Annotated in this window: 21 protein-coding genes; 14 read left to right on the top strand and 7 right to left on the bottom strand. The window is 60.0% G+C overall.

Annotated features, from left to right (window positions below; all coding sequences use genetic code 11):
* Positions 1-126 precede the first annotated feature (126 nt).
* A complete protein-coding gene (locus NKI15_RS08010; protein WP_023668035.1) occupies positions 127-1,044 on the bottom strand; it encodes a glycoside hydrolase family protein in 918 nt (305 codons plus the stop codon).
* 353 nt (positions 1,045-1,397) lie between these two features.
* Here NKI15_RS08010 and NKI15_RS08005 point away from each other — a divergent pair, with 353 nt between their 5' ends.
* The 3 genes from NKI15_RS08005 to NKI15_RS07995 are packed head-to-tail and all read left to right on the top strand — an operon-like array spanning position 1,398 to position 4,284.
* On the top strand, positions 1,398-2,570 hold the full coding sequence (locus tag NKI15_RS08005; RefSeq protein WP_023704621.1) for a glycosyltransferase family protein: 1,173 nt from the start codon (positions 1,398-1,400) through the stop codon (positions 2,568-2,570).
* 2 nt (positions 2,571-2,572) lie between these two features.
* Positions 2,573-3,715 (top strand): UDP-galactopyranose mutase, encoded by a 1,143-nt coding sequence (gene glf / locus NKI15_RS08000; RefSeq protein ID WP_023668033.1) that lies wholly within the window; start codon positions 2,573-2,575, stop codon positions 3,713-3,715.
* Positions 3,716-3,762: 47 nt separating this feature from the next.
* Positions 3,763-4,284 (top strand): ferritin-like domain-containing protein, encoded by a 522-nt coding sequence (locus NKI15_RS07995; RefSeq protein ID WP_023687824.1) that lies wholly within the window; start codon positions 3,763-3,765, stop codon positions 4,282-4,284.
* A gap of 69 nt (positions 4,285-4,353) precedes the next feature.
* Here the strand turns inward: NKI15_RS07995 and NKI15_RS07990 are convergent, their stop codons facing one another.
* A complete protein-coding gene (locus tag NKI15_RS07990; protein ID WP_023668031.1) occupies positions 4,354-5,511 on the bottom strand; it encodes a hypothetical protein in 1,158 nt (385 codons plus the stop codon).
* Positions 5,512-5,810: 299 nt separating this feature from the next.
* Here NKI15_RS07990 and NKI15_RS07985 point away from each other — a divergent pair, with 299 nt between their 5' ends.
* From NKI15_RS07985 to cyoD, 5 genes are all read left to right on the top strand, one after another.
* Entirely contained in the window at positions 5,811-6,701 is an 891-nt protein-coding gene (locus NKI15_RS07985; RefSeq protein WP_023668030.1) for an MBL fold metallo-hydrolase, read from the top strand.
* Between the two features lie 194 nt (positions 6,702-6,895).
* Complete coding sequence (gene cyoA / locus NKI15_RS07980) at positions 6,896-7,861, top strand: ubiquinol oxidase subunit II (protein ID WP_198024395.1); 966 nt, start codon at positions 6,896-6,898, stop codon at positions 7,859-7,861.
* Between the two features lie 2 nt (positions 7,862-7,863).
* Positions 7,864-9,864 carry a cytochrome o ubiquinol oxidase subunit I gene (gene cyoB / locus NKI15_RS07975; protein ID WP_352514042.1) on the top strand — a complete coding sequence of 667 codons (2,001 nt, stop codon included), beginning with the start codon at positions 7,864-7,866 and terminating at the stop codon, positions 9,862-9,864.
* Entirely contained in the window at positions 9,861-10,547 is a 687-nt protein-coding gene (locus tag NKI15_RS07970) for a cytochrome (ubi)quinol oxidase subunit III (RefSeq protein ID WP_352513832.1), read from the top strand. The genes cyoB and NKI15_RS07970 overlap by 4 nt, the downstream gene beginning before the upstream one ends.
* The gene (gene cyoD, locus NKI15_RS07965; protein WP_023668026.1) at positions 10,544-10,954 is read left to right on the top strand and encodes a cytochrome o ubiquinol oxidase subunit IV; all 411 of its coding nucleotides are present in this window, start codon (positions 10,544-10,546) and stop codon (positions 10,952-10,954) included. The genes NKI15_RS07970 and cyoD overlap by 4 nt, the downstream gene beginning before the upstream one ends.
* A gap of 70 nt (positions 10,955-11,024) precedes the next feature.
* Here cyoD and NKI15_RS07960 read toward each other — a convergent pair whose 3' ends face one another.
* The gene (locus NKI15_RS07960; protein ID WP_352513833.1) at positions 11,025-14,354 is read right to left on the bottom strand and encodes a DEAD/DEAH box helicase; all 3,330 of its coding nucleotides are present in this window, start codon (positions 14,352-14,354) and stop codon (positions 11,025-11,027) included.
* Positions 14,355-14,567: 213 nt separating this feature from the next.
* Between NKI15_RS07960 and NKI15_RS07955 the strand changes: the two genes are divergently transcribed.
* From NKI15_RS07955 to NKI15_RS07945, 3 genes are all read left to right on the top strand, one after another.
* On the top strand, positions 14,568-15,503 hold the full coding sequence (locus tag NKI15_RS07955; RefSeq protein ID WP_352513834.1) for a Crp/Fnr family transcriptional regulator: 936 nt from the start codon (positions 14,568-14,570) through the stop codon (positions 15,501-15,503).
* Positions 15,504-15,522: 19 nt separating this feature from the next.
* Complete coding sequence (locus tag NKI15_RS07950; protein ID WP_023668023.1) at positions 15,523-15,759, top strand: DUF6894 family protein; 237 nt, start codon at positions 15,523-15,525, stop codon at positions 15,757-15,759.
* A 192-nt stretch (positions 15,760-15,951) separates the two neighbouring features.
* Positions 15,952-16,128 (top strand): hypothetical protein, encoded by a 177-nt coding sequence (locus tag NKI15_RS07945; RefSeq protein ID WP_023687819.1) that lies wholly within the window; start codon positions 15,952-15,954, stop codon positions 16,126-16,128.
* 184 nt (positions 16,129-16,312) lie between these two features.
* Here NKI15_RS07945 and NKI15_RS07940 read toward each other — a convergent pair whose 3' ends face one another.
* The 4 genes from NKI15_RS07940 to NKI15_RS07925 form a co-directional block, all read right to left on the bottom strand.
* Complete coding sequence (locus tag NKI15_RS07940; protein WP_352513835.1) at positions 16,313-16,699, bottom strand: response regulator; 387 nt, start codon at positions 16,697-16,699, stop codon at positions 16,313-16,315.
* A 243-nt stretch (positions 16,700-16,942) separates the two neighbouring features.
* The gene (locus NKI15_RS07935) at positions 16,943-17,473 is read right to left on the bottom strand and encodes a DUF1003 domain-containing protein (RefSeq protein ID WP_023681128.1); all 531 of its coding nucleotides are present in this window, start codon (positions 17,471-17,473) and stop codon (positions 16,943-16,945) included.
* A gap of 20 nt (positions 17,474-17,493) precedes the next feature.
* Positions 17,494-18,552 carry an alpha/beta fold hydrolase gene (locus NKI15_RS07930; protein ID WP_352513836.1) on the bottom strand — a complete coding sequence of 353 codons (1,059 nt, stop codon included), beginning with the start codon at positions 18,550-18,552 and terminating at the stop codon, positions 17,494-17,496.
* Between the two features lie 128 nt (positions 18,553-18,680).
* Positions 18,681-18,935 carry a hypothetical protein gene (locus tag NKI15_RS07925; protein ID WP_352513837.1) on the bottom strand — a complete coding sequence of 85 codons (255 nt, stop codon included), beginning with the start codon at positions 18,933-18,935 and terminating at the stop codon, positions 18,681-18,683.
* Between the two features lie 220 nt (positions 18,936-19,155).
* On the opposite strand from NKI15_RS07925, the gene NKI15_RS07920 reads away from it, so the two are divergent.
* The 3 genes from NKI15_RS07920 to NKI15_RS07910 all read left to right on the top strand — a co-directional run bounded on the left by NKI15_RS07920 (position 19,156) and on the right by NKI15_RS07910 (position 24,828).
* Positions 19,156-22,308, top strand: a complete 3,153-nt coding sequence (locus tag NKI15_RS07920; protein WP_023821879.1) for a GAF domain-containing protein — start codon at positions 19,156-19,158, stop codon at positions 22,306-22,308.
* A 366-nt stretch (positions 22,309-22,674) separates the two neighbouring features.
* On the top strand, positions 22,675-23,643 hold the full coding sequence (locus NKI15_RS07915; protein ID WP_023681124.1) for a manganese catalase family protein: 969 nt from the start codon (positions 22,675-22,677) through the stop codon (positions 23,641-23,643).
* A gap of 135 nt (positions 23,644-23,778) precedes the next feature.
* Positions 23,779-24,828: a chemotaxis protein CheB gene (locus tag NKI15_RS07910; RefSeq protein ID WP_023681123.1), complete on the top strand. Its 1,050-nt coding sequence runs from the start codon at positions 23,779-23,781 to the stop codon at positions 24,826-24,828.
* Positions 24,829-25,030: the final 202 nt, after the last annotated feature.

The raw sequence follows: 25,030 nt of genomic DNA, 5'->3' as shown, positions 1-25,030 counted from the left end.
TCGTGTCTCCTACTGCGTCGGATGACACTTTACTTGCCGTCACCGACGCGGATCACCTTCAACCCTCAGGAGTTTCATGGCCGCATGACGCGCATCCGCCTGAAGGCGCTAATGGCAGCCTGGAAATTACGCGACCTTTGAAAAGAGAGCGACGTCGCATCTGGCTAAACCATAGCGCCATCGGTGATCGGTTGTGGCAACCCGGCTCTGGTAGAACAGTGAAAGCTGACTGCCATCGATCATCACTGTCGAGTGGCCGTTCTCGCCCGGTTGACCTGGCTCCAGCACCGGGCCGATCGAAACGTAAGGCCCGCTGACCTCGTCGGCGATGGCAAAAAACACCCGTTGCCGGTTTCCCCGAAGGCCATTCGGAAGAAAGCAAGTGGCGTTGAGAAGCACCCGGCCGTCCGGCAGCTCGATCAGTTGCGCGCCCTCAATGCCCCATTCGTAGTCGGGATCATCTCTGGTGTTATGGTGGGGAACATCGTTGTGGTCGAGGATTTTGCCGATCCGCTTCCACGGACCGAACCACGAGTCGGACTGGCTACGTGCCAGATAGATGTCGGGCTGAGGCACCCTGGTGAATTTTGGCATCGCCGAATAAACCAGGTAGCGCCCACCGCCAATGACTGCTGGATGCGGATCGTAAATGCCGTCCTCTTCCGTGTCCGGGATGGCCAGAATGGCCGGACTGAGGACTACCCAATGGAACCCGTCGTTGGAAACCGCATGCTCGCAACGGCCACCCGACTTCATGAATTCCGTCTGAATGAACATGTGGAAGACGCCGCACTCGTGGGTCACACCGGGAGCCGCAACACCAGTGCCGTTGATTGGAAGTTCGATCGGATCATGCTCGGCCCACGGCCCATAAAGATCGGGCGCCGTGGCATGCAAGATTCTCCACGTCTCGGTGGTGACCGTGCCGCTTGACCCGAAGACGTGCCAGACACGGCCATCGAAGACAGGACACGGGTCCTTGAGATCATCCACGCTTTGCGGATGAAACAGTGGAAAAACGTTGGTTTCAAAGTTGATGTTCATGTCAGCCCCGGAATTCGCCTCGGCAGTCGGAGACGCGCAGAGATACAGGCGAATCATTGATGTTAGGCACATTCTATAGCCAACGAGTTGAACGCAAATACGGCAATGCCGCTGTCCACCAGCATTCGTCGTTCAACCACGCTTTCAGTGGCGGCCGGGTCCCGACAGCCGCCCTCGCCTACGCAACCAGATCCCGCTTCGTGCGTGGACCAAGCGGGCGACCGGGCCTTCTTCATTTCAGTTGGAACAACTCACCTGATCGAAAGTTAGGAGCTGGAACTAAGTAGTTCTCTCCATTCGCGATTAACAAATGTTAATCGTAACATAAATAGTGTCACAGAGGGAGTATGTCAATGGAAGCGGCCTTTGGCGGGGTAACCGGCAGTCAATATGTTCGTCGCGAAAATATACTGGTTTGCTTCTCCCACTTACGATGGAATTTTGTTCACCAGCGTCCGCAGCATCTCCTCACTCTCGCATCCGCTCAGCAGCGAGTGGTCTACTTTGAAGAACCCGTTTTCGAAGAATTGCCGCAGCCGCTGATGCGGACGAGCGTGGCATCGGAAAACATTCTGATTGTCACACCAGTGCTGCCGCTTGGCACGTCGGCCGCGAAAGCAGATGCCGTCCAGCGGAGATTTGTGCAGCAGACCATCGCTTCTATGCCGCATAGCCGGCTGATCGCCTGGTACTACACCCCAATGGCTCTTCGCTTTACGGAATTCCTCGACCCAGACATATGCGTCTATGACTGCATGGACGAACTCTCTGCGTTCAGGAATGCGCCCCCCGAGCTGGGCCAGATGGAAAAGGCGCTTCTGCGCCGCGCGGATCTGGTTTTCACCGGTGGTCTAAGCTTGTTCGAGACCAAGCGTCACCTCCATCCCGCCATCTTTCCATTTCCGAGCAGCATCGATGTGAGGCACTTTCACACCGCAAGACGGCCAGGAAGGGACCCAGCCGACCAGGCGGGCATTCCTTCCCCGAGGGTTGGATATTTCGGCGTCATCGACGAGCGGCTGGACGTCGATCTCGTGGCGCTAGCGGCAAAGACAATGCCGGACGTGCATTTCGTCATGCTCGGTCCGGTTGTCAAGATCGACCCTGCAAGCCTGCCGCAAGCCGAAAACCTGCATTGGCTTGGCCCGAAAGCCTACTGCGATCTGCCCGACTATTTGCGCCATTGGGACGCCGGATGGATGCCGTTTGCCCTCAACGAGGCGACGCGTTTCATCAGCCCGACCAAGACGCCGGAATTTCTCGCGGCGGGTCTGCCGGTGATCTCGACGGCAATCGTCGACGTGGTGCGCAGTTACGGTGCTGCCGGGCTGGTGGAAATCGCCGACTGTGACGATCTGGAAATCAAGCTGCGCTCCGTCCTTTCGCGACCGCGTCAGATGCTCCTGCAGCAAGTCGATGCCTATCTTGCGGACATGTCCTGGGAACGGACATGGAATGCCATGGCAGCTCACATTGAGCGCGCCTACCAACGCAAGAAGGTCGTGCCCCTTCGCAGGAGTGCATAGCCATGTTCGATTGGCTGATCGTCGGCGCGGGTTTCGCCGGCAGTGTGCTTGCCGAACGGATAGCGTCGCAGCGTCAGGAAAGCGTTTTGCTGATCGATCGCCGCAGCCATGTGGGAGGCAACGCCTACGACTGCTACAATGAAGCCGGCATCCTCATCCATCGCTACGGCCCGCACATCTTCCACACCAACAGCCAAACGATCGTGGACCACCTTTCGCAGTTCACGCAATGGCGGCCGTACGAGCACAGGGTGTTGGCGGCCGTGGACGGGCAACTGGTTCCCATCCCGATCAATCTCGACACCATCAACCGGCTTTACGGGCTAGACCTGACCTCGGCACAGCTGGAGGATTTCTTCGCGTCGCGACGCGAAACGGTGGAGGATGTCCGAACGGCTGAGGACGTCGTCGTCAGCACCGTGGGGCGCGAGCTCTATGAAAAATTCTTCCGCGGCTACACAAGAAAGCAATGGGGCGTCGATCCCAGTCAGCTGAGCAAATCCGTGACGGCACGAGTGCCGACCAGGACCAACCGTGACGACCGCTATTTCAGCGACAGCTTCCAGAAAATGCCGGCCGGCGGGTACACGCGGATGTTCGAACGCATGCTCGATCATCCGAACATCAAGATCATGCTGCAGACCGACTTCCGTGAAATTCGTGAGAAGATACCGTTCAGGCGCATGGTTTATACCGGCCCGATCGATGAATATTTCGGCTGGCAGCTCGGGCACCTTCCGTACCGTTCGCTTCGTTTCGAGCACGTTACACTGGATTGCGAGCAATTTCAGCCGGTTGCCGTGGTCAATTATCCCCAGACGGAAGATTACACGCGCATTACCGAGTACAAACATCTGACCGGCCAGCAGAGTTCGCGGACCAGCCTGACCTACGAATACCCCACGGACATCGGGGACCCGTACTATCCCGTGCCCCGGCCCGAAAACGAAGTGCTCTACAAGCGCTATGAAGCGCTCGCGGCAAGCTGCCCAGACGTCTGGTTTGTCGGTCGGCTTGCAACTTACCGCTATTACAACATGGACCAGGTAGTCGGACAGGCTCTGGCCACTTTCTCGCGCATCCAAAAAAGCCTCCCGGCCTGGGCGCGCACGGACGAGCCGTTGTTGGCCGAGCCGAGAAGATAGTTTCTTTCAAGACGGAAGATCGGGCGGGTATCAGAAGGAGAAACTCGATGGATACAAACTTCAACTCGGAAAGCCGTGAGATATTTATCGTCGGCTTGCGCAACGCGCACGCCATGGAAAATCAAGCGCTGTCGATCATGAAGCCTCAGGTCGAGCGTATAGAGAACTATCCGGAGGTGGCCGATCGCTTGCGCCGGCACATTCAGGAAACCGAAGGCCAGATCACGAGACTCGAGTCCGTCCTGGAGGGCCTTGGCGAGGAGCACTCCACCCTCAAGGACACTGCCTTGTCGATGGTTGGCAGCGTGGCCGCCATTGGACATTCGATGGCCGGCGACGAGATCATCAAGAACAGCCTGGCGAATTTCGCATTCGAGAACTACGAGATCGCTGCCTACAATTCGCTGCTGGTACTGGCCGACGCCGGGGGCTTCCAGGATGCTGAAAGGGCCCTCAAGCAGAACCTGAACGAAGAGGAAGCCATGGCCAACTGGCTCAAGGAAAATCTGAGCGACGTTACCATGCGATATGCCAGGCTGCGCGAGGCTGGGGCGACTGCAAAAAGCTGATGCACCGCACCGGCGCGGGCGGCGTTTCGAGACAGACGCTCGCCCGCCCCTCCCTCGTTTTAGGCCTCTTCAAGGTGTCGTGTCCGCCACGAGAAGACCTTGCTGACGGGCCAGTTCATCTGCTGTGGGTTTGCGCAGGTGTCGCCTGCCGTCAGCCTGGATGACGGAAAACAAACCGACCTCGGCATGTCGCGAATTGTCCCAGCCCGGGTAGGCCGTTATCGGGTACAGGCAAATACCCTCGATCGGCGCTCCGAGACTGATTGCGGAACGCACCTCGTCGCAGACATAATGGAGCCAAGCCGGCCCGCCGGATCCCTCGGAGCCGGTCTCCGCAATGAACATCGGCTTGCCGTATCGATGAGCAACTTCTAGCAACATTTCCGACAGGGCGCGGTACTCGTGGTGTCCCATCGGAATCGTCGGCCCGTTTACGTACCATTGATTGTGCGGATAAAAATTCAAGCCCACGACATCGACAACATCTTCGCTCCCGCCCAACTCAGGTTCGACGCGGCCCAGCAACATGTCGTAAGCTTCGAACTGCCCCTGTCGGGCGTTTTCGGCCCGGCGCCGTTCGCTGCGGGTTCGGTCGCGAGGGGCGATATGGATAAGCGGCTCGGCCCAGACAAATCTGCAGGCGGGGTCGATCTCCCGCATTGCACGAACACCCGCGATGGCGGCCTTCACGAGGTGCCGCTTGAACCATCCACGTTTGTTCGGCCCCACGCGCGGGAAATAGCCGACCTCAACAGCCCATGCGAAAAAGGAGATTTCGTTGATGGGACACAACAGAGGCGATGTTCCGGTGATCGAACGGTGTACCTTGACGGCTTCTGCCGCGAACGAGGCATAGGCGTCGATGAAATGCAGCGAGCCCTGATCGACATGGTCCGGAGATCCGTAGTGAAAGATGTCCCAGATTACCTGAACACCTGCCGATCGGGCTGCCTCCACCATTGGCGCCCAACTTGACCAGTCATAGGTTCCGGGAGCGGTTTCGATCAAATGCCAACGCAGGCCGTCGCGGATGGTGCGAAGGCCGAGTTCGGCGCAGCCGCGGTAGTCGCCCAGGGCATGCAAATTATGCGAGGTCGCACGAATAAGATCGAGGCGAACGCCGTCCTTGCGCCGGTGCGAGGAGCATTCAAAGCCTGCCATGAAAAAACTGGCGAAGCGCGAAGCTTCCGGAACCGAGGCCTCCGTCTGGCGTCCCACTTCGCTCATTTTTCGAAGTCTCCTTTGGGCAATCGGCTTCGAACTCGGCCGCCTTGTCCGGACCGGGAACCGCGTTGGCGAAATACCGAATTCAGTCGGGCGCGCCCCATGTTCGTTGCTCAGTCCAGCTCGTCCTTGCGTGGCCGGGTAGTGCCGAACCCATTGGTAGAGCCTTTGTTCCGGTGGTGAACTGTCCGGGCGCCGCGTGCAAATGAGGAACAAGGAGGCCCGTCCCAAGTTCGGGGCGATGTACAGCCGCCGTCATCCACTCGAGCGGCTGCTCGGCAACAACAGAGGCATGGGATCACATGACCGTTCAGATTCGACTTTCCGAGATCGACCACGCCAGGCGCGAGGATCGTGGCGACGGCGCTTGGAGCATCGCACCGGACCTGGGTTACTTGCGGCTAGCAATCGTCAATGTCGTGTTCTTCGGCGCACCGGGCAGCGGAGATCGGAACTGGGTGCTGATCGATACCGGGTTGCCGACGTCTCGCAGCAGCATTCTAGCGGTCGCGGAAAAGCGGTTCGGCGTCAACGCACGGCCGGCTGCAATCATCCTGACCCATGGCCATTTCGACCATGTGGGAACGGTTCTAGAACTCGCAAATGGCTGGGACGTGCCTGTCTTCGCCCATCCACTCGAGCACCCCTATTTGGACGGAACCACATCCTATCCGCCACCGGATCCCTGGGTTGGGGGTGGACTGATGGCGCTGCTTTCACCGCTTTTTCCACGCGGGCCAATCGATCTTGGCAGCCGTTTGCAACCCTTGCCCGCCGATGGATCGATCCCCGGAATGCCCGGATGGCAATGGCTGCACACACCCGGACATGCCCCTGGGCATATCTCGCTCTGGCGCGAGCAAGACCGCTCGCTCATCGTAGGAGACGCTTTCATCACCACCGGTCAGGAGTCGGTCTATGAAGTCGCCATTCAGGATCTCGAGATGCACGGTCCGCCGCGCTATTTCACGCCAGACTGGGATGCAGCGGAAAGGTCCGTGAAGCATCTGGCTGCCTTGGGCCCCCAGATGGTCATCAGTGGACACGGTGCGGCTGCTGCGGGAGTGGGCATGCGTCAGGCTCTCGATAATCTGGCTGAGCGATTCAGGGTATTCGCCGTCCCGCCGAAATTGAAATTCGTGCGAGAGCCAGCGTCGCCGATAGCTAGGCCAATCGAGCCGCCATCGTTCTGAATGGCCAGATTGGGCCAAGGCGGGACCATCGGACAGAGTAACTTGGTCCAGCGGAACAAACCCGGCCGGCGACAGTTGGGGCACTCGCTCAGGTGGCGACACCCTGCGAAGTGCCGCGAGGTTCCGCGCCATGGGGAGGCTCAGATGGAAACCCGACGAACGCATGCCTCTAGCCCGCGTTCCCGCAAAGAGAGATTGCAGAGCCGGTGTTGTTGCCATCCAGCCCTAAGTTGACACGCCAACTGCTCTGGATCGTCGGAGGCGCATTCTTGCCCGGTTGCGCGGGGGGAGTGCTCGATCCCCAAGGACCAATTGGTGTCGGCAATCGCACGATCCTTTTGAACTCGCTGGCGGTGATGCTGGTGATCGTTGTTCCCACGCTTGTTGCACTTCTGGCATTCGCCTGGAAGTTCCGCGCCTCGAACAGCAACGCCCGCTATAACCCGGAGTTCACCTATTCGGGACGCGTGGAGTTGATCGTCTGGTCGATCCCGACGCTCACCATCCTGTTCATTGGCGGTCTGATCTACTACGGATCGTATCAGCTCGATCCGCGCAAACCGATCCCTTCTAGCCAGCCGCCGCTCGACATTCAGGTGGTGGCGCTCGACTGGAAATGGCTGTTCCTCTATCCCGAGCAGGGCGTGGGCGCTGTCAATCAACTGGTTATTCCCGCCGGTGTTCCAGTGCGTTTCAAGTTGACCTCGGCCAGCGTGATGAACACGTTCTTCGTGCCCCAGCTTGGCAGCATGGTCTACGTCATGAACGGCATGCAGACCGAATTGCATCTGCAGGCCGACCGCGAGGGCAGCTTTTTCGGCCAGTCGGCGCACTTCAGCGGCGACGGCTTCTCGGATATGAATTTCAGTGTGAGCGCGGTTTCAGCCGATGCCTTCACCCGCTGGGCGTCATCGCTGCGTGGCGGGGGCGGCGTGCTCAACGCCAACGCCTATCGCGAACTCGCCCGGCAAAGCACAAATGTGGCGCCGGCTTCCTTCGGTCATGTCCAGCCTGGGCTGTTCGAAGCGGTCGTTCAGCAGACGCTCCCACCGGGTCCGGGGCCTGCTGAGAGCGCAGCCAGCGGCGAGCCACAGGTGAGCCCAAGGGCATTACCCGCGGCGGCGGCAACGATGACCCATCATCCACAAGGCGCAGAATGACGATGCTGGGCAAGCTCGACTGGTCGGCCGTTCCTTTCGATCAACCCATCCCCCTCGGCGCAGCCCTTGGCGTCTTTCTGGCAGCAGCCGCCGTGCTTGGCTGGATAACGGTGAAGGGGTACTGGCCATATCTGTGGAGCGAGTGGATAAGCTCGGTCGACCACAAGCGCATCGGCGTGATGTACATTGTGCTGGCGATGCTCATGCTTCTTCGTGGTTTTATCGATGCTATCATGATGCGCACACAACAGGTGCTGGCGATTCACGGGCCGGGCTACCTCCCGCCGGAGCATTACGACCAGATCTTTTCCGCGCACGGCACGATCATGATCTTCTTCGCCGCGATGCCGTTCATGATCGGCCTGATGAATTTCGTCGTGCCGCTGCAGCTTGGCGTACGCGATGTCGCTTTTCCGACGCTCAATTGCGTCAGTTTCTGGCTGACGGCTTCCGGAGCCCTGCTGGTCAACATCTCGCTTGTGATCGGCGAGTTCGCGCGCACCGGCTGGCTGCCCTATGCCCCTTTGTCGGAAACCACCTACTCGCCGGGCGTCGGTGTCGATTATTATCTGTGGGCGATCCAGATCTCCGGCGTCGGCACGCTGCTCACCGGTGTCAACCTGGTGACGACTATCCTCAAGATGCGGGCGCCGGGAATGGGCTATCTGCGAATGCCGATGTTCTGCTGGACCTCGCTCGCGTCCAACCTGCTCATTGTCGCAGCCTTCCCGATCCTTACCGCCACGCTCGCAATGCTGACGCTGGACCGGTATCTCGGCTTCCACTTCTTCACCAACGAAGCCGGTGGAAATCAGATGATGTTCGTCAACCTGATCTGGGCGTGGGGCCATCCCGAAGTATACATCCTGGTGCTTCCCGCCTTCGGAATCTTTTCCGAGATTTTCTCGACTTTTTCATCGAAGCCGCTGTTCGGATACCGTTCGATGGTCGCGGCCACGATGTTCATCTGCATCGTCTCGTTCATGGTCTGGCTGCATCACTTCTTCACCATGGGTGCCGGAGCGGACGTTAATGCCGCCTTCGGCATCGCCACGTCGGTCATTGCCGTGGGAACCGGTGTGAAAATCTACAACTGGCTCTTCACCATGTATGGCGGGCGCGTTCGTTTCGACACGCCGATGCTTTGGGCACTGGCTTTCGTGACCACCTTCACCGTCGGCGGCATGACTGGCGTCCTGCTTGCCGTCCCGCCGGCCGACTTCGTGCTACACAATTCCCTTTTCCTCGTCGCGCATTTCCATAACGTCATCATCTCCGGCGTGTTGTTTGGAGCATTCGCCGGCTTCACCTACTGGTTCCCCAAGGCGTTCGGCTTCCGTTTGCACGAAGGCTGGGGAAAGGCGGCATTTTGGGTCACCTTGGCCGGCTACATGCTGGTCTTCGTACCGCTCTATATTGTCGGTCTGCTCGGCATGACGCGGCGCCTGCAACATATCGATATGGACCTTTGGGCACCGTGGCTGGTGGTGGCCGCTTTCGGCGTGGTGGTGATGATCGCCGGCGCGGCGCTGCAGATCACACAGCTTTTCGTTTCGGTCCGGCATCGCGACAAGTTTCGCGACGAAACCGGCGACCCGTGGGACGGGCGTTCGCTGGAGTGGTCGACATCTTCTCCTCCTCCTGTCTTCAATTATGCACGGCTGCCTCACGTGGAAGACGAAGAGCCCTACTGGAGCATCAAGCAACGAGGGATCGAACAGAGCTCGGACGAGGAAAAGGCATATGAGCCGATCGAGATGCCTCGCAACAGCCCGACTGGCTTCGTCACCGCCTTCTTCAGCACACTGATCGGCTTCGCGCTGATCTGGCATATATGGTGGCTGGCGATCGTCGGCTTCATCGGCGCCTACGCAACCTTCGTCGTATTCGCCTGGCGCGATCATGGAGACTACGAGATCCCTGTCGACGAGGTCGCCCGCATCGATCATGACCACAAGGCAGCCCAGTTTGCCTGGCTGCGCGGGTGGGAGCGCCCGGCATGAGCGATCACGCATTCCCCGGCGACATCAGCGCCGGCACCCAGGCACGGGACCCGTATCGGCTTAATCACACCGGTCGGCATGCGGTGCGCTCTGCGACGGGCCACGGAGAAGGCGGCCCGGCCTCAAAGTTCGTCACGGTGACCTACGGCTTCTGGATCTTTCTCCTGTCCGACATCATCATGTTCTCGGCATTTTTCGCCACCTACGCCGTGCTCGCCAAGGCAACCGCCGGCGGACCGACAGGCAAGGATCTGTTCGAACCGACACGGGTTGCGGTCCAGACGGGCCTTCTGCTCACTTCGAGCTTCACCGGCGGCGTGGCAACACTCGCCACCCGTCGCAGATCAATGGCTGCCACGCAGTTCTGGCTTCTCGTCACGGGGTTGCTCGGGGCAGCGTTCCTGTTCCTGGAACTACAGGAGTTCGCGGCAATGATCGGCGAGCAGGCAGGCCCCTCGCGCAGCGCATTTCTTTCTGCCTTCTTTGCGCTCGTTGGCTGCCACGGTGCCCACGTCGGTCTCGGCCTGCTCTGGCTGGGAACGATGATGGCGCAGCTGTGGGTCAAGGGCTTTCGGCCCGACATCTTGCGGCGGCTCCACTGCTTCGGGCTCTTCTGGCACGCCCTCGACATCATCTGGGTTGCCATCTTCACCCTGGTCTATCTGCTGGGAGCATCGTCATGACCGAGTTCGAGAGCAAGACCGGCGAGTTGCAGGACCGCCGCGATTCAGCGCCGGGCGAGGAACACATAAGCGAGCACGAAACGGCTGGGGGCCTCTCGGGCTATGTGCTCGGCTTCGGCCTGGCTATCCTGCTCACGATCGCGTCATTCCTGGCGGCGCGAACCGACCTGATTTACCAGCCCGCGGTCATCTCGGCCCTGGTGGTGCTCGCCGTTGCGCAGATGGGCGTGCATCTTGTCTTCTTTCTGCACCTGACCACCGGGCCGGACAACACCAACAACATCCTGGCGCTGGCCTTCGGCGTGCTGATCGTCGCGCTGGTGGTTCTGGGCTCTATCTGGATCATGGCCCATCTGAATGAAAACATGGCTGCCATGACACCCCATCAAGCCGGAACCATGCCTTGAACGCTCCCCGCGAACGCACGGCCGCCCGCAGCGCCATTCGCACGGATGGCCCCAGGAGACAAAAGGCTCGTCAGATCTCGTGCTTTGGCTGGGCTGCGCGTAGGGCATCAAGCGCTAAGCGAACCGCATCGATGCCTGAGACGCTGGGCTGGATAGGCCTGAAAATCAGGCGGCCGTTCCGGTAGTCCAGGCCCAACGCCTTGCTGTTCCGCCATTGGGACGCCGACGGCTTGTTCCGAGGGGTGATCGCGATGGCCTCGGGACCGACATCGACTTTGCCGACGCCCAATTCCGACGCTGCTATTCGCAACCTGGTAAATTCCAGCAAAAGGGCTACTTCGCCAGGCATGTCTCCAAAGCGGTCCTCGAGCTCTTCGCTGAATGTATCGAGGTCCGGCTCCGAACGGATGCGGGAGAGCCGCGCATAGAGGCCAACGCGCACCGTAGGCTCGTCGACATAGCTCTCGGGAAAAGCCCCCTTTCCCGAGCCATTGATCTCGGCAAGTTGCTTGCTGAAGTCGGCCCCTCCGCCAGCCGCCGAGACCGCCCGCTCCAGCAAGTGCTCGTACAAGCCCACTCCGATCAGCTTCATATGCCCGGCCTGGTCTTCGCCGAAAAGATCTCCGGCGCCACGCAGGTCGAGGTCTCTTTGACTGATTGCCAGGCCGGAGCCGAGCCGATCGAGCGCAAGCATCGTCGAAAGCCGGGCCTTGGTGCCTTCGGCCAGTTCAACGCCAGGTTGGGTCAGAAGAAACGCTACGGCCTGCACCGCCCCCCTTCCGACCCGGCCCCGCAACTGGTGCAACTGCGCCAGACCGAACCGGTCGGGGCGCCAAACGATGATGGTGTTGGCCCGCGGCACATCGAGGCCGCTCTCGATGATGTCGGTGCTCAACAAAATGTCGCCATCACCGTCGGCGAATCCGACCATGACTTCGTCCAGCTGTCTCCCCTTCATTTCACCATGCGCCGTCTTGACCCCGAGTTCCGGCACCAGTCTGTTCAGCTGGTCACAGGCCGGGGCAATATCCTCGATACGCGGGACCACGAAGAAGCTCTGTCCACCCCGGTGAAATTCACGCAGGAGGGCCGCGCGCACCGATGCTGGATCGAACGCTGCCAAGATCGTGCGAACGGGACGTCTTTTGGCGGGCGGAGAGTTTAGAACGCTGACGTCCTGGATGCCTGACAACGCCGATTGCAGCGTCCGGGGTATCGGTGTGGCGCTCATGCTCAGCGTATGGAGGCGAGGCGCCATGGTCCGCAGGGCCCGCTTCAACTTGACCCCGAACCGGTGCTCCTCGTCGATCACCAGCAGTCCAAGATTGGCGAAGGTGACGCTCCTGGACGCCAGGGCCTGAGTACCCACAACGACCGCAACCTGGCCGCTCCGCAGACCCTCTTTTGCCGCTCTCGCGTCCGCTGCCCCGACCATTCTTGAAAGGTGGGCGACCTGCAGCCCGGTTCCTGCGAAGCGGCGGCTGAACGTCTCATAGTGCTGTCGTGCCAACACCGTTGTCGGCGCTATGATAGCAACCTGTTTCCCGCAGAAAGCCGCGGCGGCGCAAGCACGCAGGGCGACCTCTGTCTTGCCGAAGCCGACATCGCCGCAGACGAGCCGGTTCATTGTTCTTCCCGACGAAAGATCATCGAGCACAGCGCGGATGGCGGCCGCTTGGTCGGGCGTCTCCGTATAGGGAAATCTCGCCGCAAAACGGGCCAAGTCCGTGCGGGAGGGCTTTATGATCTCGGCAGGCTGGCTGGACCTGATTTTGGCAAGACTCAAGAGGCGTTTGGCCAGCCTGTCGATCTCGCGCAACGCAGCTTCGCGTCGCTTCGGCCAGCCCTCGCCTTTGAGGCGATCAAGCGACACTGCCTCCGGTTCCGAGCCGTAGCGCCATATTCGTCCAAAGTCGTCGACCGGAACCAGCAAGGAAGCCCCGCCATGATATTCCAGTCTGACGACATCCTGTTGCTGGCCAGCCAACTCGACCTGTTCGACCGCGGCGAGCACGCCCAGGCCATGGTCTTCATGGACGACGACATCGCCAATGCGCAACTCGGGTTCGAGTATGCCCGTGGTCGCGCTCCCGCTCGCCTTTAACGCGGGCCCAAACAGGTCGGATGCGGCCACCACGGCGATATTGGATTGCGCGTCGACAAACCCTTCGTCGAGGACGAATTCAGCCTTGAGAACAGAGCCCCTCGCGGCCGAAAGGATTTGCGGCAAGTCGGCCGCTTCCTCTGCCCGCCGGCCTAGTCTCCTATCGAGCAGGCGATCTGCTCGCTGCAGTTCAGAGGCATCGCCGGTGAACACTACTCTGACTCCGGCACTCGTCTGCCCTCTGATGAATTCCGCGAAATCATACCCGGGTCGGGCCTGGCGGAAGAATTTGGGAACTCCCACGGCAGAAACGGCTAGTCTCACGCAGCAGCGGTTAAGCAGAGCAGCGTCCCACTCTTCACGGGATAGGTAAAATCGTCCCGGCAAAGGTTTTTTCGTTCCGGCTGCCTCCTGCCTGGCACGACGTGCATCCTCGACCAGATCCAGAATTCTGCCGAGCGGCTGCCCGTCGGTCCCTTCAAGGAAGGAGATCGAAGCGCTGGAAGCCGCATCGAAGACGGATGGCATAGCGCCATACGATGCGACCAGGCGCTCTTCCATCGACGTCGCGCGCATCGCTGTCAGCTCAGGATGCTCACCAGCTTTAAAGATCAGCTCGGATGCCGGTCCGACCGTAACCGAGTCTCGAACCTGATCGCTGAGCTGACTGAGCGGGTCGTAGGTCTTGAGCTGGCCGATGCAGGCATCGGGACCAACGATGATGCGAACGGGGCCATCCGCGCCAGCAGGGAAAATATCGATGAGATCGCCCCGAAAGGCTATCTCACCCGGTTCGTCGACCCTCTCGTCGACGACATAGCCAATGGCTTCGGACCTGGTTCTGAAATCGTCACGGTCGAGCTTTTGGCCTACCTCCAGAATTGTGAAACCGCCAGCGATGACGGGAGCAGGCGGCACCCGCTGCAGAATGGCTTCGAGCGACATTACAGCGATGCGCGGGCGATCCGGCTTCGTTGCGATCTCATGCAACGCACGAAGCCTTCGCCCCATATTGGCACGTGTGGGCCACACCCTGTCATAGGGCAGGCAATCCCAGGACGGCAGCAAGATGATATCCGCGTCAGGCAGGAACTGACGCAAGGCGCCGGCGATCTCCTCGGCACTGCGTTCCGAGGGAGCTATATGGATGATGTGCTTATCCCGACTGGTCTCCAGGCCACGGGCCAGCGCTACCGCGATTGCTGAGGATGGCGGTCCGCCATGCTCTATCGCAAACCCGCTGTCATCCGTGTGATCGATTTGTTCGACATCCGTCCGCGAAATATGCCTGTTCACTGAAATCTCACCTTGCCACTGAGACAACGTCAGCGGAGCCACCCCGTTCCTGGCGGCGCATCAAAGAGTTCCAGGACGGGCTGCGGGTGCAGCCCTTGAAATGGGCGGAGCGACAGGGTCAAAGCTGCGCCGTGATCGGCGAACTCCTGGGGCTGGCTGCCCAGCGGGAAAATTTCTAACCGAGCCTATGTCATAGGTTAATGCATTGCTGCCTTGCTCACCTATGGCTGTCCTAAAAAACTGGTGCTTCGATCATTCCGGGATCTTCAACCACGCTCGACGCTGGCAAAACGCTCCAGGCATGGGACCATGCCGCACGGCGGCGCCTTCTGCCGCCGCGCATATGTCCCCATGCCAGTCGGAACTTTTGGCGCGGATAATAGTTCGATCACCAACATCAGGCAGGTAGTCAATTTGTTCCCCACCTCATCCTCGGATGTACTCATTCGCAAGCTTCAGACCATCTCGGATCTTCGAGAGGCCGACATCGGCGTTCTGAAAGGCATTCCGATCCAGGAGAAGGAATATTCGGCCAACCACGATCTGGTGCGTGAGGGCGACCGTCCTGTTTACTCGTTTATCGTTCTTGATGGCTTGGTCGGTTCCACCAAACATACGGGCGAAGGAAAGCGACAAATCACATCATTCTTCGTCGCCGGCGACATTCCTGATCTGCATGGGCTGCATCTGTCCGTCATGGATTGTAACTTCTCGACCCTTACGCCGGCGCGAATAGGTTTCATGCGGCATGACACTCTGCGTGCCGTTTGCGACCAGCACCCTCGCATCGCCACCGCTTTTTGGCGGTCGACGTTGATAGATGCCGCGATTTACAGGGAGTGGGTCATCAATGTGGGAAGACGCGAGGCATACACCCGCATGGCTCACATCCTGTGCGAACTGATTTTTCGCTTGCGCTCCATGGGGCGCATTGAGGATCACGTAGCAGATATTCCCATTACCCAGGCGGCCCTTGGCGATGCACTGGGTTTGTCCACGGTCCACGTCAACCGGATGCTCCAGGAACTACGACGCAGAGGCCTCATTGCCACCTCGGGATCAAAAGTTCACGCACTGGACTGGGCTGGCCTCACTCACGCAGGAGATTTCGACACGACCTACCTGCACCAAAGGAACCCCGCAGATTAGCAGTGACGGAAGCTCTCCGATGGCACGATTTTTCTTCGACAGCGGCGATGGCGATCTCATCTTCGAGGACGAAATAGGTGTCGAATGCGCTGGCCTCGAGGAGGTCCGCCGCGCGGGATTCGAGGGCCTTGTCGACCTCACGAGAGAGTCACTGAAGAGCGTCGACGGGCAGCAATTGTTTATCGAAGTGCGCGATGAAAATGGCGCCAAGATTTTGCGGCTGAGCCTCTCGCTTCGGGTAAAATCGAACGTATAAATTTGCACTCTACGCGCAGCGTTAGGCGAGCGGACTGGGACTGCAAACATCCACTGGCATGTCGTGTCTCAAAACCAGGGCCACTTTTGAGCGACATGCATTAACCCATAGATTGTGCCTCGATTTGTGTACAGGACGGGGAACCATCAAAGAGCCGCCGAGTTCGTCCAACGGACAAGCTCGGAATCTAACATGGAAGAAATCGGCAAGGCACAACAAAAGGTCATAGCCCGCCTCATACGGGAGTGGATTTCATCGGACGCCAATCGTCGCCAGCTTCGCCAGTTGCTGGATCTGCCGACAGACGCGGACATGCCCAGCGAGCATCGGTCATTGCTTGACGAACTCGACCGAAAGCTCAACCAATGAGCGCCCCTGCTTTCGGGAGGGCTCCCGAGTGGATGCGAGCCGGTGGCGAGGGGAAAGGAGCTGAGGTCGACATCTGGTTGAGGCCGCCGACATTTGACCCAGGCAGACGCGAACGCTTTACGCCGGACGGCGCCGATTGGCCGATTGAATGTTCCGTGGTTTTCGTGGAGCCGCGGTCCGATTCCTAGAGGTGAGTTTCTGCACCTTGCTGCGCGTTTAAAAGTTGAGAAACGGCAGTTATGATCTGCGGCAGAAAAAAGGGCTTGGTGATCATTATGCTGTTGGGCACACCTTCCGCTCCCCAGTGTACCGCGCTGTCGCCACTGACAACCGGGATGGTCGAGTTGGACCTTCGCAAGTGCCGAGCGACCTCCCACCCCGACTGTCCTGGTCCCAGACGGATGTCCGTGAGCACGGCCTTGAACTTGGTCGGATCGGGGTCGAAAGCCGCCAGCGCCTCGGCGGCACTCCGAGTGCCGACGACCTGGAAGCCGGCCTCCTCCAAAGCTGACTCGAGGTCGAGCAGGATCATTGTCTCATCTTCGACGATCAGAACAGCACCTTCGCTCATCCGGAATCTCCCCAAGCCGCCACCGCTAATACGAGTTCGGCGTCAACTTGGTTCCATCTGACGCGCAGCAGCCTGTTGGTTATCGAAGCTCTACGCTGCCTCGATTGCGCGGCGGACTTGTGACGTCGGGAAGCCACCCTGGAAAAGGCCGACACCGGCTTAGCTGCTTCGACAGCCTTGGACAATGAGGCTGAATTACAGGTTGTAGCCGACGCTTAACCGTTGCCGACGAGGTCGCTTTGATCAAGCGTTCTCCTGATCTCCAGAAGCTTGCTGGATCTGCGTCATCACCTTTTGGGGATCCACATTCTCGGCGAGTTCCGGCAGCTCTTTGTCGGCCGGGGTCGAGATATTCAGACGCGCCGTCAAGGCAGCCACCATCTCGATCAGCCGCGTGGTTTCATGTTCGTTTAGAAGGCTGATCTGCAAATCCAGTTCGGCTCGGCGCTCGCTGTGGGCGGCCATTCTGTTCTGATTGATCAGCACGAAAGTAGACAGGAAGATTGCTTCAACCGAGGCGACCATGGCCAGGATCACGAAAGTCGGGTCCCAGGCTGGGACGGCTGGTATCGCGCCAAGGTTCGCGAGGACCCAGACGACAAGAATTGCAAGGTGCAGATAGACGAAAGTCATGCTTCCCGCGAAGCGCGAAACAGCGCCGGCGACCCACGCTTGAACGCCTTGGTGCTCCTCTTGCTGCCGCCTGTGCTCGACCAGGGCCTGTATGTTCTGGTGGAGCACCGACTGCATGTCGGCTGGACGTTGGTCGCTCATTTGAAAGCCCCGTTTGGAGATCATTCCGTGCAAGCGGCGTCGCTTATCGCCGGTGGCTCCCGCGAGGCCGGATCTGCCTTGAACTCGTCGGCACACGACTTGGGTCGCTGCCGACGGCCCGCTTGGAACAAGGCGTGCCGTCCTGCAATAGTGTGCACCATGCCGACCACTGCCTGCGGGGCGCTCTGATGAACCATATGGCCGGCGCCCGGAACCACCTCGAGGAGAGACCCACCGACTTCCGCGTGCAAGCGTCGTGCATCGCGTTGCGCGTCGAACAACCGGTCCCCGGATCCCGCCATGATGCCGGTGGGCACGGCAATGTCCCTATAGTTGGCTTTTCCCAAGAGGGACGCGGCCAGCATCGATGCTGTCTCCAGAGAAACCGCCCGCAGTTGGGAAGGGCGGCTGGCGACATCTTTGGCAAGTGCGGCGAACTCGCCGGCGACGACGGCGGGTTTAAAGATCTTCTCCATTGCCCAATGCCAAGCAAGCCTTACAAGCGGCGGCAGCAAGGTGTGACGAAACGCGGTGCCGATCACAGGCAGTGCAGGGAGTGCGGCCAGTGCAAGATCCAGCCGCGGTGGCGGATAGTAATAGCCCGAGACCAGCACGATGCCCACGACCGATTGAGAATGCCTGCGCGCCAATTCGAGGGCGATCCAAGCTCCCCAGGAATGTCCAAGCACGAGGTATTTCTCTATACCCAGCCCGCAGGCCGCGGCATGTATGAGGTCGGCTTGGTCGCGAGCGGACCAACGCCGGCCGCGCGGCCGTGAGCTTCGCCCAAAACCGGGACGATCAAATGCAAGCACCCGGTAGGTCTTTGCCGCCTCATCGAAGATGCCGCTCGACTTGAAATCCTCCGCCATGGATCCATTGCCATGCAAGAGAAGGAGCGGCATGCCGGTTCCGGCTTCGATAAAATGCAGGCGCACACCATAGATCTCCATCACACGTCCGCACGCCCGGCCGGCAATCGCACGTTTGGCGTGGATGGCGTTGTATGCCGCCAGCGCCGCCAACGAGGCCGCGAGCAACCCGGTCGCGAGTTTCGGTCCATCTCTGTCGAACGCCATGCCCGTGCCTGTTGGAAACTATCTGCCGACCCCAACTCTCGGGGCGAAAGCTTGTTCCGCCAGACAAGACAACGCTGTACAACCGGCTCAAGCGGCTAAAGTAGGCCTTCTCCATGGAGTTGGGACCGTTAAGCCTGGGCAGCGCTGCTGCCTCCCATTTTCCAATCACCCAGCCAACGTGCGCGCACGGCAATCATCAGCATGGCCGCTTCCGTCATCCCGGTCTGGAAAAGTCTGACCAGCTCTCTCGCGATGGATTCTGCCGCGGTAGTGTCCGACGTAATCTCAAATTCCTGACACAGCGCGTCGAAGACCGACCGAAGCGTTTTCAGGTCGTCTGGATAGAGAGCGTCCGTATTCGTAAGAATGGGTCGGTCAAGCATCAAACGTCTCCAAACGAGTGAAGTGCGGTTCGGGCACCCAGCCAGCGGGAGCTCGTCAAGTGCCCGCTGGTTTCCCCTTTATCCGCCACAGCGCGCCAAGCTGTCATTAACCTATGACCGGTGCGGCGTGTTCGGCTGACCGGCCCGCCAAAGAAACTGCCGTCCTGCGGGGAACTCTTGGCCGCAGACTGCATTTAAGTCCGGGCAAAATGGGGGCGAAATGGGGGCCACTTCAAGCAATCCGCGATCTGAACTGCAGCGCTTCGAGCTTTTGGCAGCGCTGGGCGACCGTATTCGCGAGATTACGGATCCCGCAGAACTGGCCTACGCAGCCGCGGAACTGCTGGGGAACCATTTTGGCATCAGCCGAGCCGGATACGGCACGATCGATCTAGAGAAAGAAACGATCACCATCGACAGGGACTGGAACGCGCCAGGCATCAAAAGCCTGGCTGGGACGCTGAATTTCAGGAACTACGGCTCGTATATCGAGGATTTGAAGCGAGGCGAAACCGTTGTCTTTGAAAACGCCGAGACAGATCCGCGAACCAGCAGCCATGCGGAGGCACTCAAAGCCATCAGCGCCCAATCCGTCATCAACATGCCCGTTACCGAGCATGGCGGGCTGGTGGCGCTGTTATACCTGAACCACTCCGCGCCCAGACGCTGGGCGACGGAGGAAGTAGCCCTCATTTCGGCAGTCGCGGACCGGACGCGTACGGCGATAGAACGCCTTCGCGCCGAACTGGCCCTGCGCGAGAACGCCGAACGCCTTGCTTTTCTCGACCGCCTCGGCAGGGAGATAGCCCTCGCGGCCGACGCCGATGCTGTCATGCAGATCACCACTCGGCTCCTCGGCGAACATCTTGGCGTCTCGATTTGCGCCTATGCCGACATGGAGCAGGACCAAGACCATTTCACCATCCGCGGCGATTGGAGCGCACCTGGCTCGCCCAGCATCAGGGGATATTACAGTCTTGCCGATTTCGGTCGCCTGGCTGTCACCAACCTCAGCGCCAACAAGCCGCTTATCATCAACAACAACCTTGAGGAAATTGCTCCCGAGGAAGCGAAGACCTTTCAGGATATCGGGATAACGGCAACCATCTGTATGCCTTTGGTCAAACAAGGCCGACTGACTGCCCTGATGGCCATCCACGACAAGCAGCGCCGCGTCTGGTCGCAACGCGAACTGTCCTTGCTGACCGAGGTGACGGAGCGGTCCTGGGCTCACATCGAGCGCGTTCGCTCGGAACAGGCGGCACGGGCCAGCGAGGAGAGGCTGAGGCTTGCCACCGACGCGGCCGCTATTGGCACCTGGGATTACGATCCCATCAGCGGAGTGCTGCGTTGGGACGACCGGTGCAAAGCCCTTTTTGGTTTGCCGCCGGACGCGGAGGTGACATATGAAAGCGCCTTCCTGGCGGGCCTCCACCCGGAAGATCGCGCACGGGCCGACGAGGCCGTACGCCAGTCGCTCGCGCCAGGCACCCCCTCCCGCTACGACATCGAATACCGGACGATCGGCCTTCGGGATGGCAAGGAGCGCTGGATTGCCGCAACGGGGGAAGCGCTTTTCCAGTCCGGCCGTGCGATCCGCTTCATCGGCACCGTGGTCGACGTCACCGCGCGAAAGCGGGTGGAGCATCAGCTTCAGTTGATGAACGCCACTGCGGCAGCCGTGGCGGCCGAGCTTGACGTAGAGCGAATTGTCCAGACGGTAACCGATGCCGGCGTGGTGCTGTCGGGCGCACAATTCGGAGCTTTCTTCTACAATGTGATCGACGACAAGGGCGACAGCTATGTGCTCTACGCCCTTTCGGGGGCACCTCGTTCTGCTTTCGAAAACTTTCCCATGCCGCGCAACACCGCGGTGTTCGAGCCCACTTTCCGCGGCACAAGCGTGGTGCGTTCCGACGATATCCTCACCGATCCGCGTTACGGAAAGAACTGGCCCCGCAAGGGAATGCCGGAGGGCCATCTGCCGGTGCGTTCCTATCTCGCCGTGCCGGTCGTCTCGCGTTCGGGCGAGGTCCTGGGCGGCCTCTTCCTTGGTCATTCAGAGACCGGCGTGTTCGCCGAACAGCAAGAAGCGGCCTTGCTGGGGCTTGCCGGCCATGCCGCGACGGCCATCGACAACTCCCGGCTGTTCAAGGCGCTGCAGACACTCAACGGCACGCTCGAACAACGTGTCAAAGATGAAGTTGCGGAACGCGCCAGAGCAGAAGAGCACCTGCGCCAAGCCCAGAAGATGGAAGCTGTCGGACAGCTCACCGGTGGCATCGCGCACGACTTCAACAATATGCTGGCCGTCATCATCGGCGGCCTGAACCTTGTGCAGCGCAAGCTCAGAAACGGCGATACCAACGTCCACCAATTCGTAACCGGCGCGATCGATGGAGCACAACGTGCCGCAGAACTTACCAGGCGACTGCTCGCCTTTTCCCGCCAGCAACCACTGGCGCCGAAGCGGCTGAATCCAAATCGCCTCGTCTCCGGTATGAGCGAATTGCTGAACCGGACGCTTGGCGAGACCATTCAGATCGAGACCGTGCTCGCTGCGGGCCTATGGCATGTCGAGGCCGACGCAGGGCAATTGGAAAGCGCGCTGCTCAACCTTTGCGTCAACGCAAGGGATGCCATGCCTGCTGGCGGCAAGCTGACGATCGAGACATCAAACGCCCACGTCGACGATCGCTATGCCAGGGAGAACGCGATCCCCTCCGGCCAGTATGTGATGATAGCGGTCACCGATACAGGAACGGGCATGACTGCTGATGTTGTCGCAAGAGCCTTCGATCCGTTCTTCACCACCAAGGGGGTCGGCAAAGGCACCGGGCTGGGACTCAGCCAAGTCTATGGGTTTGTTCGCCAGTCCGGCGGCAGTGTGAAGATCTATTCCGAGCAGGGCATCGGAACCACCTTGAAAATATATTTGCCGCGCTCGCACCATGGCGTGCTCGACAGCCAAATCGACGTCGTGGCAGGCGAGCACCCCGGCTGTGCAGACGAGATCATCATGGTTGTCGAGGATGAAGATCGCGTCCGGCTGATGGCCGCGGAAGCGCTGCGGGAACTGGGCTACTCCGTGCTGGAAATGCAAGGTCCACGCGAAGCGCTGGTGGCCGTCGAAAGCGGGCAAGTGCCGTCGCTTCTGTTCACCGACGTGGTGATGCCGGAGATGTCGGGCCGGGAGCTGGTGGATCAGGTCAAGACAATGCACCCGTCGCTAAAAGTGCTCTACACCACCGGCTACACACGAAATGCGATTGTCCACAACGGCACGCTCGATTTCGGAACCGAACTTTTGACCAAGCCCTACACGATCGACGAATTGGCAGAGAAAGTCCGGAAGGTGCTGGATCGAAAGTGAACGGGCAACAGCCCGCGACGCTCGCCGTGTGACCGAACCCGGCGTTTGCCGCGTAAGGTGTGCGGCGAAACGGGCCGAAGGTGTCGACACCGACATCGTATTAATATGGCCCGGCTTCACTTTTCCGAGCCAGTATCCCTCCAGATTTTGTCTACCTCTTGCCCATCCGCGGCCTTGCTCATTGCCGTGATGGCGCAGCACGATCGAAATCTCGTTGCCGCCGGTCACCGGTCGGAGAATAAATGCCGCCTCTGGCTCCCTGCGATGCTCAACACTGAAGCTGCCGTAAAAATGCTCGCTGGCCGATGGCCGGATGGAACAATCAACTTGCCGGGATGTTCGGATGATCTAACCGGAGAGATGTCCATGTTCATGCACAACAAGCGCTTGCAATACACCGTTCGCGTCTCGGAGCCGAATCCTCGCCTGGCCTGCATGATCATGGAACAGTTCGGCGGCGCCGATGGCGAGCTTGCAGCGGCCATGCGCTATTTCACGCAAGGGCTTGGCGAGGACGATCTTGGCCGTCGCGACATGTTGCTCGATATTGCGACCGAAGAACTCAGCCATCTCGAAGTGGTGGGATCAATCGTCACCATGCTCAACAAGGGGCTCAAGGCACAGCTGGCCGAGGGCCAAATGAAGGAAGCGGACCTTTACCTGATGATCGGCGCCAGCGGCACAACAGCCAAGGAATCAATTCTGTTCGGCGGCGCTCCCGCGCTGTGCGACTCAGCCGGCGTTCCCTGGACCGCGGCCTATGTCGACTCGCGCGGTGAACCTACGGTGGATTTGCGGTCGAATATCGCCGCCGAAGCCCGCGCCAAGATCGTTTACGAACGCCTCATCAACATCACCGACGACCCGGGAATCAAGGACGCGCTCGGCTTCCTGATGACCCGCGAGATCGCGCACCAGAAGTCGTTCGAGAAAGCACTCTACGCGATCGAAAACAATTTCCCTTCCGGCAAGCTCCCAGGCGTAGAGAAGTACGCCAGCATGTATGTCAACACCTCTCAAGGCGACGGCGATGTCGCTGGCCCATGGAATTCCGGCGAAGAGTGGGATCGGATCGATGACCTTGAAGAGGTGATGCCCGTCGACGGCGGAGACGGCCTGGCAACTGTCAAGCTGGGGGCCAAAGACATGAAGGTGGTGGCCAGGATGGCCGACCGTACGCTTTCCGATCCGGCTTCCGATCCGACAACAGGCGCTGATCTAGGAGCAGGCCCGGGAGCTGGCCGTACCAAGAACGCCGATTTCGGCGGCGCGGCAAGCATTCAGGAGGCCCCGGCCGTGGCAGAGGCTGCTGTCAAACGCGCACGTAGGCGTTAGTACAGAGCCGACGCGGGCATCTATGTTCCGCGATGCGGCCGGAAGCTAACACCGACGAAGGCAGGGCGCCCGACCAGCAACGGACTGGCCGGAGCGCTCGCATCGACATCTGTGCTGAATGTGGGTGAAGCAACCATGGCCACCGCCGCACCACGATCAGATTCGGAGCGTGCGGGCCAGCCGGACAAGGTCCGTCCCGACGGTTGCGAGAACCGGTGCATCGTGACAATCGGAGCATCGGCCGGCGGCGTTGACGCGCTGAAGAGACTTGTCCGCGATCTTTCGCCGGACATCCCGGCGGCTCTCCTCGTCGTACAGCACGTTGGTCCCACGAGTTACCTCGGCGACATTCTCGGTCGCGCTGCCAACATGCCCGTTGCAAATGCCTCCAACGGCATGAAGGTTAAAAACGGGCACATCTTCGTTGCACCGCCCGGAGCTCACCTTCTGTTACATGACGATCATATGCTGCTGCGGCGCGGGCCGCGCGAGAACCTGGCGCGCCCCGCCATCGACCCCCTGTTTCGATCGGCGGCCTGCAGCTTTGGCGGCAGCGTGATCGGCGTCGTGCTCACAGGCAGCCTCTCCGACGGCACCGCCGGCCTGCACGCAATCAAGATGTGCGGAGGCGTCAGCGTAGTCCAGGACCCCGGCGACGCTGCAGTACCCGACATGCCGCTGAGCGCCTTGCAGAATGTGGAAATCGACCATTGCGTCCCTCTGTCCGAAATGGCTGGCCTGTTGCACAGGCTTGCTTCCGAAATCGCAGGACCGACACCAGAAATCCCGTCCGGCATCCGCCTTGAGGCAGCGATTGCAGCTCAGGAGCACAGCACAATGGAACTGACCGAAGGCCAGCTTGGCGCCCCCTCGACATTTGTCTGCCCCGAATGTCATGGCCCCCTATGGGAGATAGAAGACGGGCCGATTACCCGTTACCGCTGCCACACCGGACATGCGTTCGGGGCAGACGTTTTGATGCAGGCCCAGGCTGACGATGCGGAACAGGCTCTTTGGAGCCTTTTAAGAGCGCACCAGCAGCGGGCTGAGTTGGCGAAACGTACGGCAAAACGCGAAGCCGCGCGGGAAAGACACAGCCTGGCCAGCCAAATGGCTGCGCGGGCCGCGGAGTACGAAGCCGACGCGAAACTTATTGAAGAGATCATCCATCGTCGAACGCCGTGACAAGGCAACAGCGTTTGTCAGGGCGGGTGCGTCTGCGCCATCCCGATCGCATTTTCCTGGATCAGCCGCGTTGCCTCACCGCTTGGCCTGTGGCCACGGGTATCCAGGTCCCATGCTTTGATTGAACACCTGCACCCAAATCCAACTGCACGAATTTTATGCAAAGCAGGAACATAGAAGCATTACGCGAGTTAGGCACTGA

Source organism: Mesorhizobium sp. M0862 (assembly GCF_040319795.1).
GTDB lineage: Bacteria > Pseudomonadota > Alphaproteobacteria > Rhizobiales > Rhizobiaceae > Mesorhizobium.
Note: the sequence above shows the minus strand (reverse complement) of the source record. Positions and strands in the feature narration are given on the sequence as shown.

Coding starts and splice junctions, on each gene's coding strand:
- NKI15_RS08010 (WP_023668035.1), bottom strand. CDS start 1,044: ATGAACATCAACTTTGAAACCAACGTTTTTCCACTGTTTCATCCGCAA.
- NKI15_RS07985 (WP_023668030.1), top strand. CDS start 5,811: ATGACCGTTCAGATTCGACTTTCCGAGATCGACCACGCCAGGCGCGAG.
- NKI15_RS08005 (WP_023704621.1), top strand. CDS start 1,398: ATGGAAGCGGCCTTTGGCGGGGTAACCGGCAGTCAATATGTTCGTCGC.
- cyoD (WP_023668026.1), top strand. CDS start 10,544: ATGACCGAGTTCGAGAGCAAGACCGGCGAGTTGCAGGACCGCCGCGAT.
- NKI15_RS07935 (WP_023681128.1), bottom strand. CDS start 17,473: ATGAGCGACCAACGTCCAGCCGACATGCAGTCGGTGCTCCACCAGAAC.
- glf (WP_023668033.1), top strand. CDS start 2,573: ATGTTCGATTGGCTGATCGTCGGCGCGGGTTTCGCCGGCAGTGTGCTT.
- NKI15_RS07995 (WP_023687824.1), top strand. CDS start 3,763: ATGGATACAAACTTCAACTCGGAAAGCCGTGAGATATTTATCGTCGGC.
- NKI15_RS07910 (WP_023681123.1), top strand. CDS start 23,779: ATGGCCACCGCCGCACCACGATCAGATTCGGAGCGTGCGGGCCAGCCG.
- NKI15_RS07945 (WP_023687819.1), top strand. CDS start 15,952: ATGGAAGAAATCGGCAAGGCACAACAAAAGGTCATAGCCCGCCTCATA.
- NKI15_RS07950 (WP_023668023.1), top strand. CDS start 15,523: ATGGCACGATTTTTCTTCGACAGCGGCGATGGCGATCTCATCTTCGAG.
- NKI15_RS07930 (WP_352513836.1), bottom strand. CDS start 18,552: ATGGCGTTCGACAGAGATGGACCGAAACTCGCGACCGGGTTGCTCGCG.
- NKI15_RS07970 (WP_352513832.1), top strand. CDS start 9,861: ATGAGCGATCACGCATTCCCCGGCGACATCAGCGCCGGCACCCAGGCA.
- NKI15_RS07920 (WP_023821879.1), top strand. CDS start 19,156: ATGGGGGCCACTTCAAGCAATCCGCGATCTGAACTGCAGCGCTTCGAG.
- NKI15_RS07915 (WP_023681124.1), top strand. CDS start 22,675: ATGTTCATGCACAACAAGCGCTTGCAATACACCGTTCGCGTCTCGGAG.
- cyoB (WP_352514042.1), top strand. CDS start 7,864: ATGCTGGGCAAGCTCGACTGGTCGGCCGTTCCTTTCGATCAACCCATC.
- NKI15_RS07925 (WP_352513837.1), bottom strand. CDS start 18,935: ATGCTTGACCGACCCATTCTTACGAATACGGACGCTCTCTATCCAGAC.
- NKI15_RS07990 (WP_023668031.1), bottom strand. CDS start 5,511: ATGAGCGAAGTGGGACGCCAGACGGAGGCCTCGGTTCCGGAAGCTTCG.
- NKI15_RS07940 (WP_352513835.1), bottom strand. CDS start 16,699: ATGAGCGAAGGTGCTGTTCTGATCGTCGAAGATGAGACAATGATCCTG.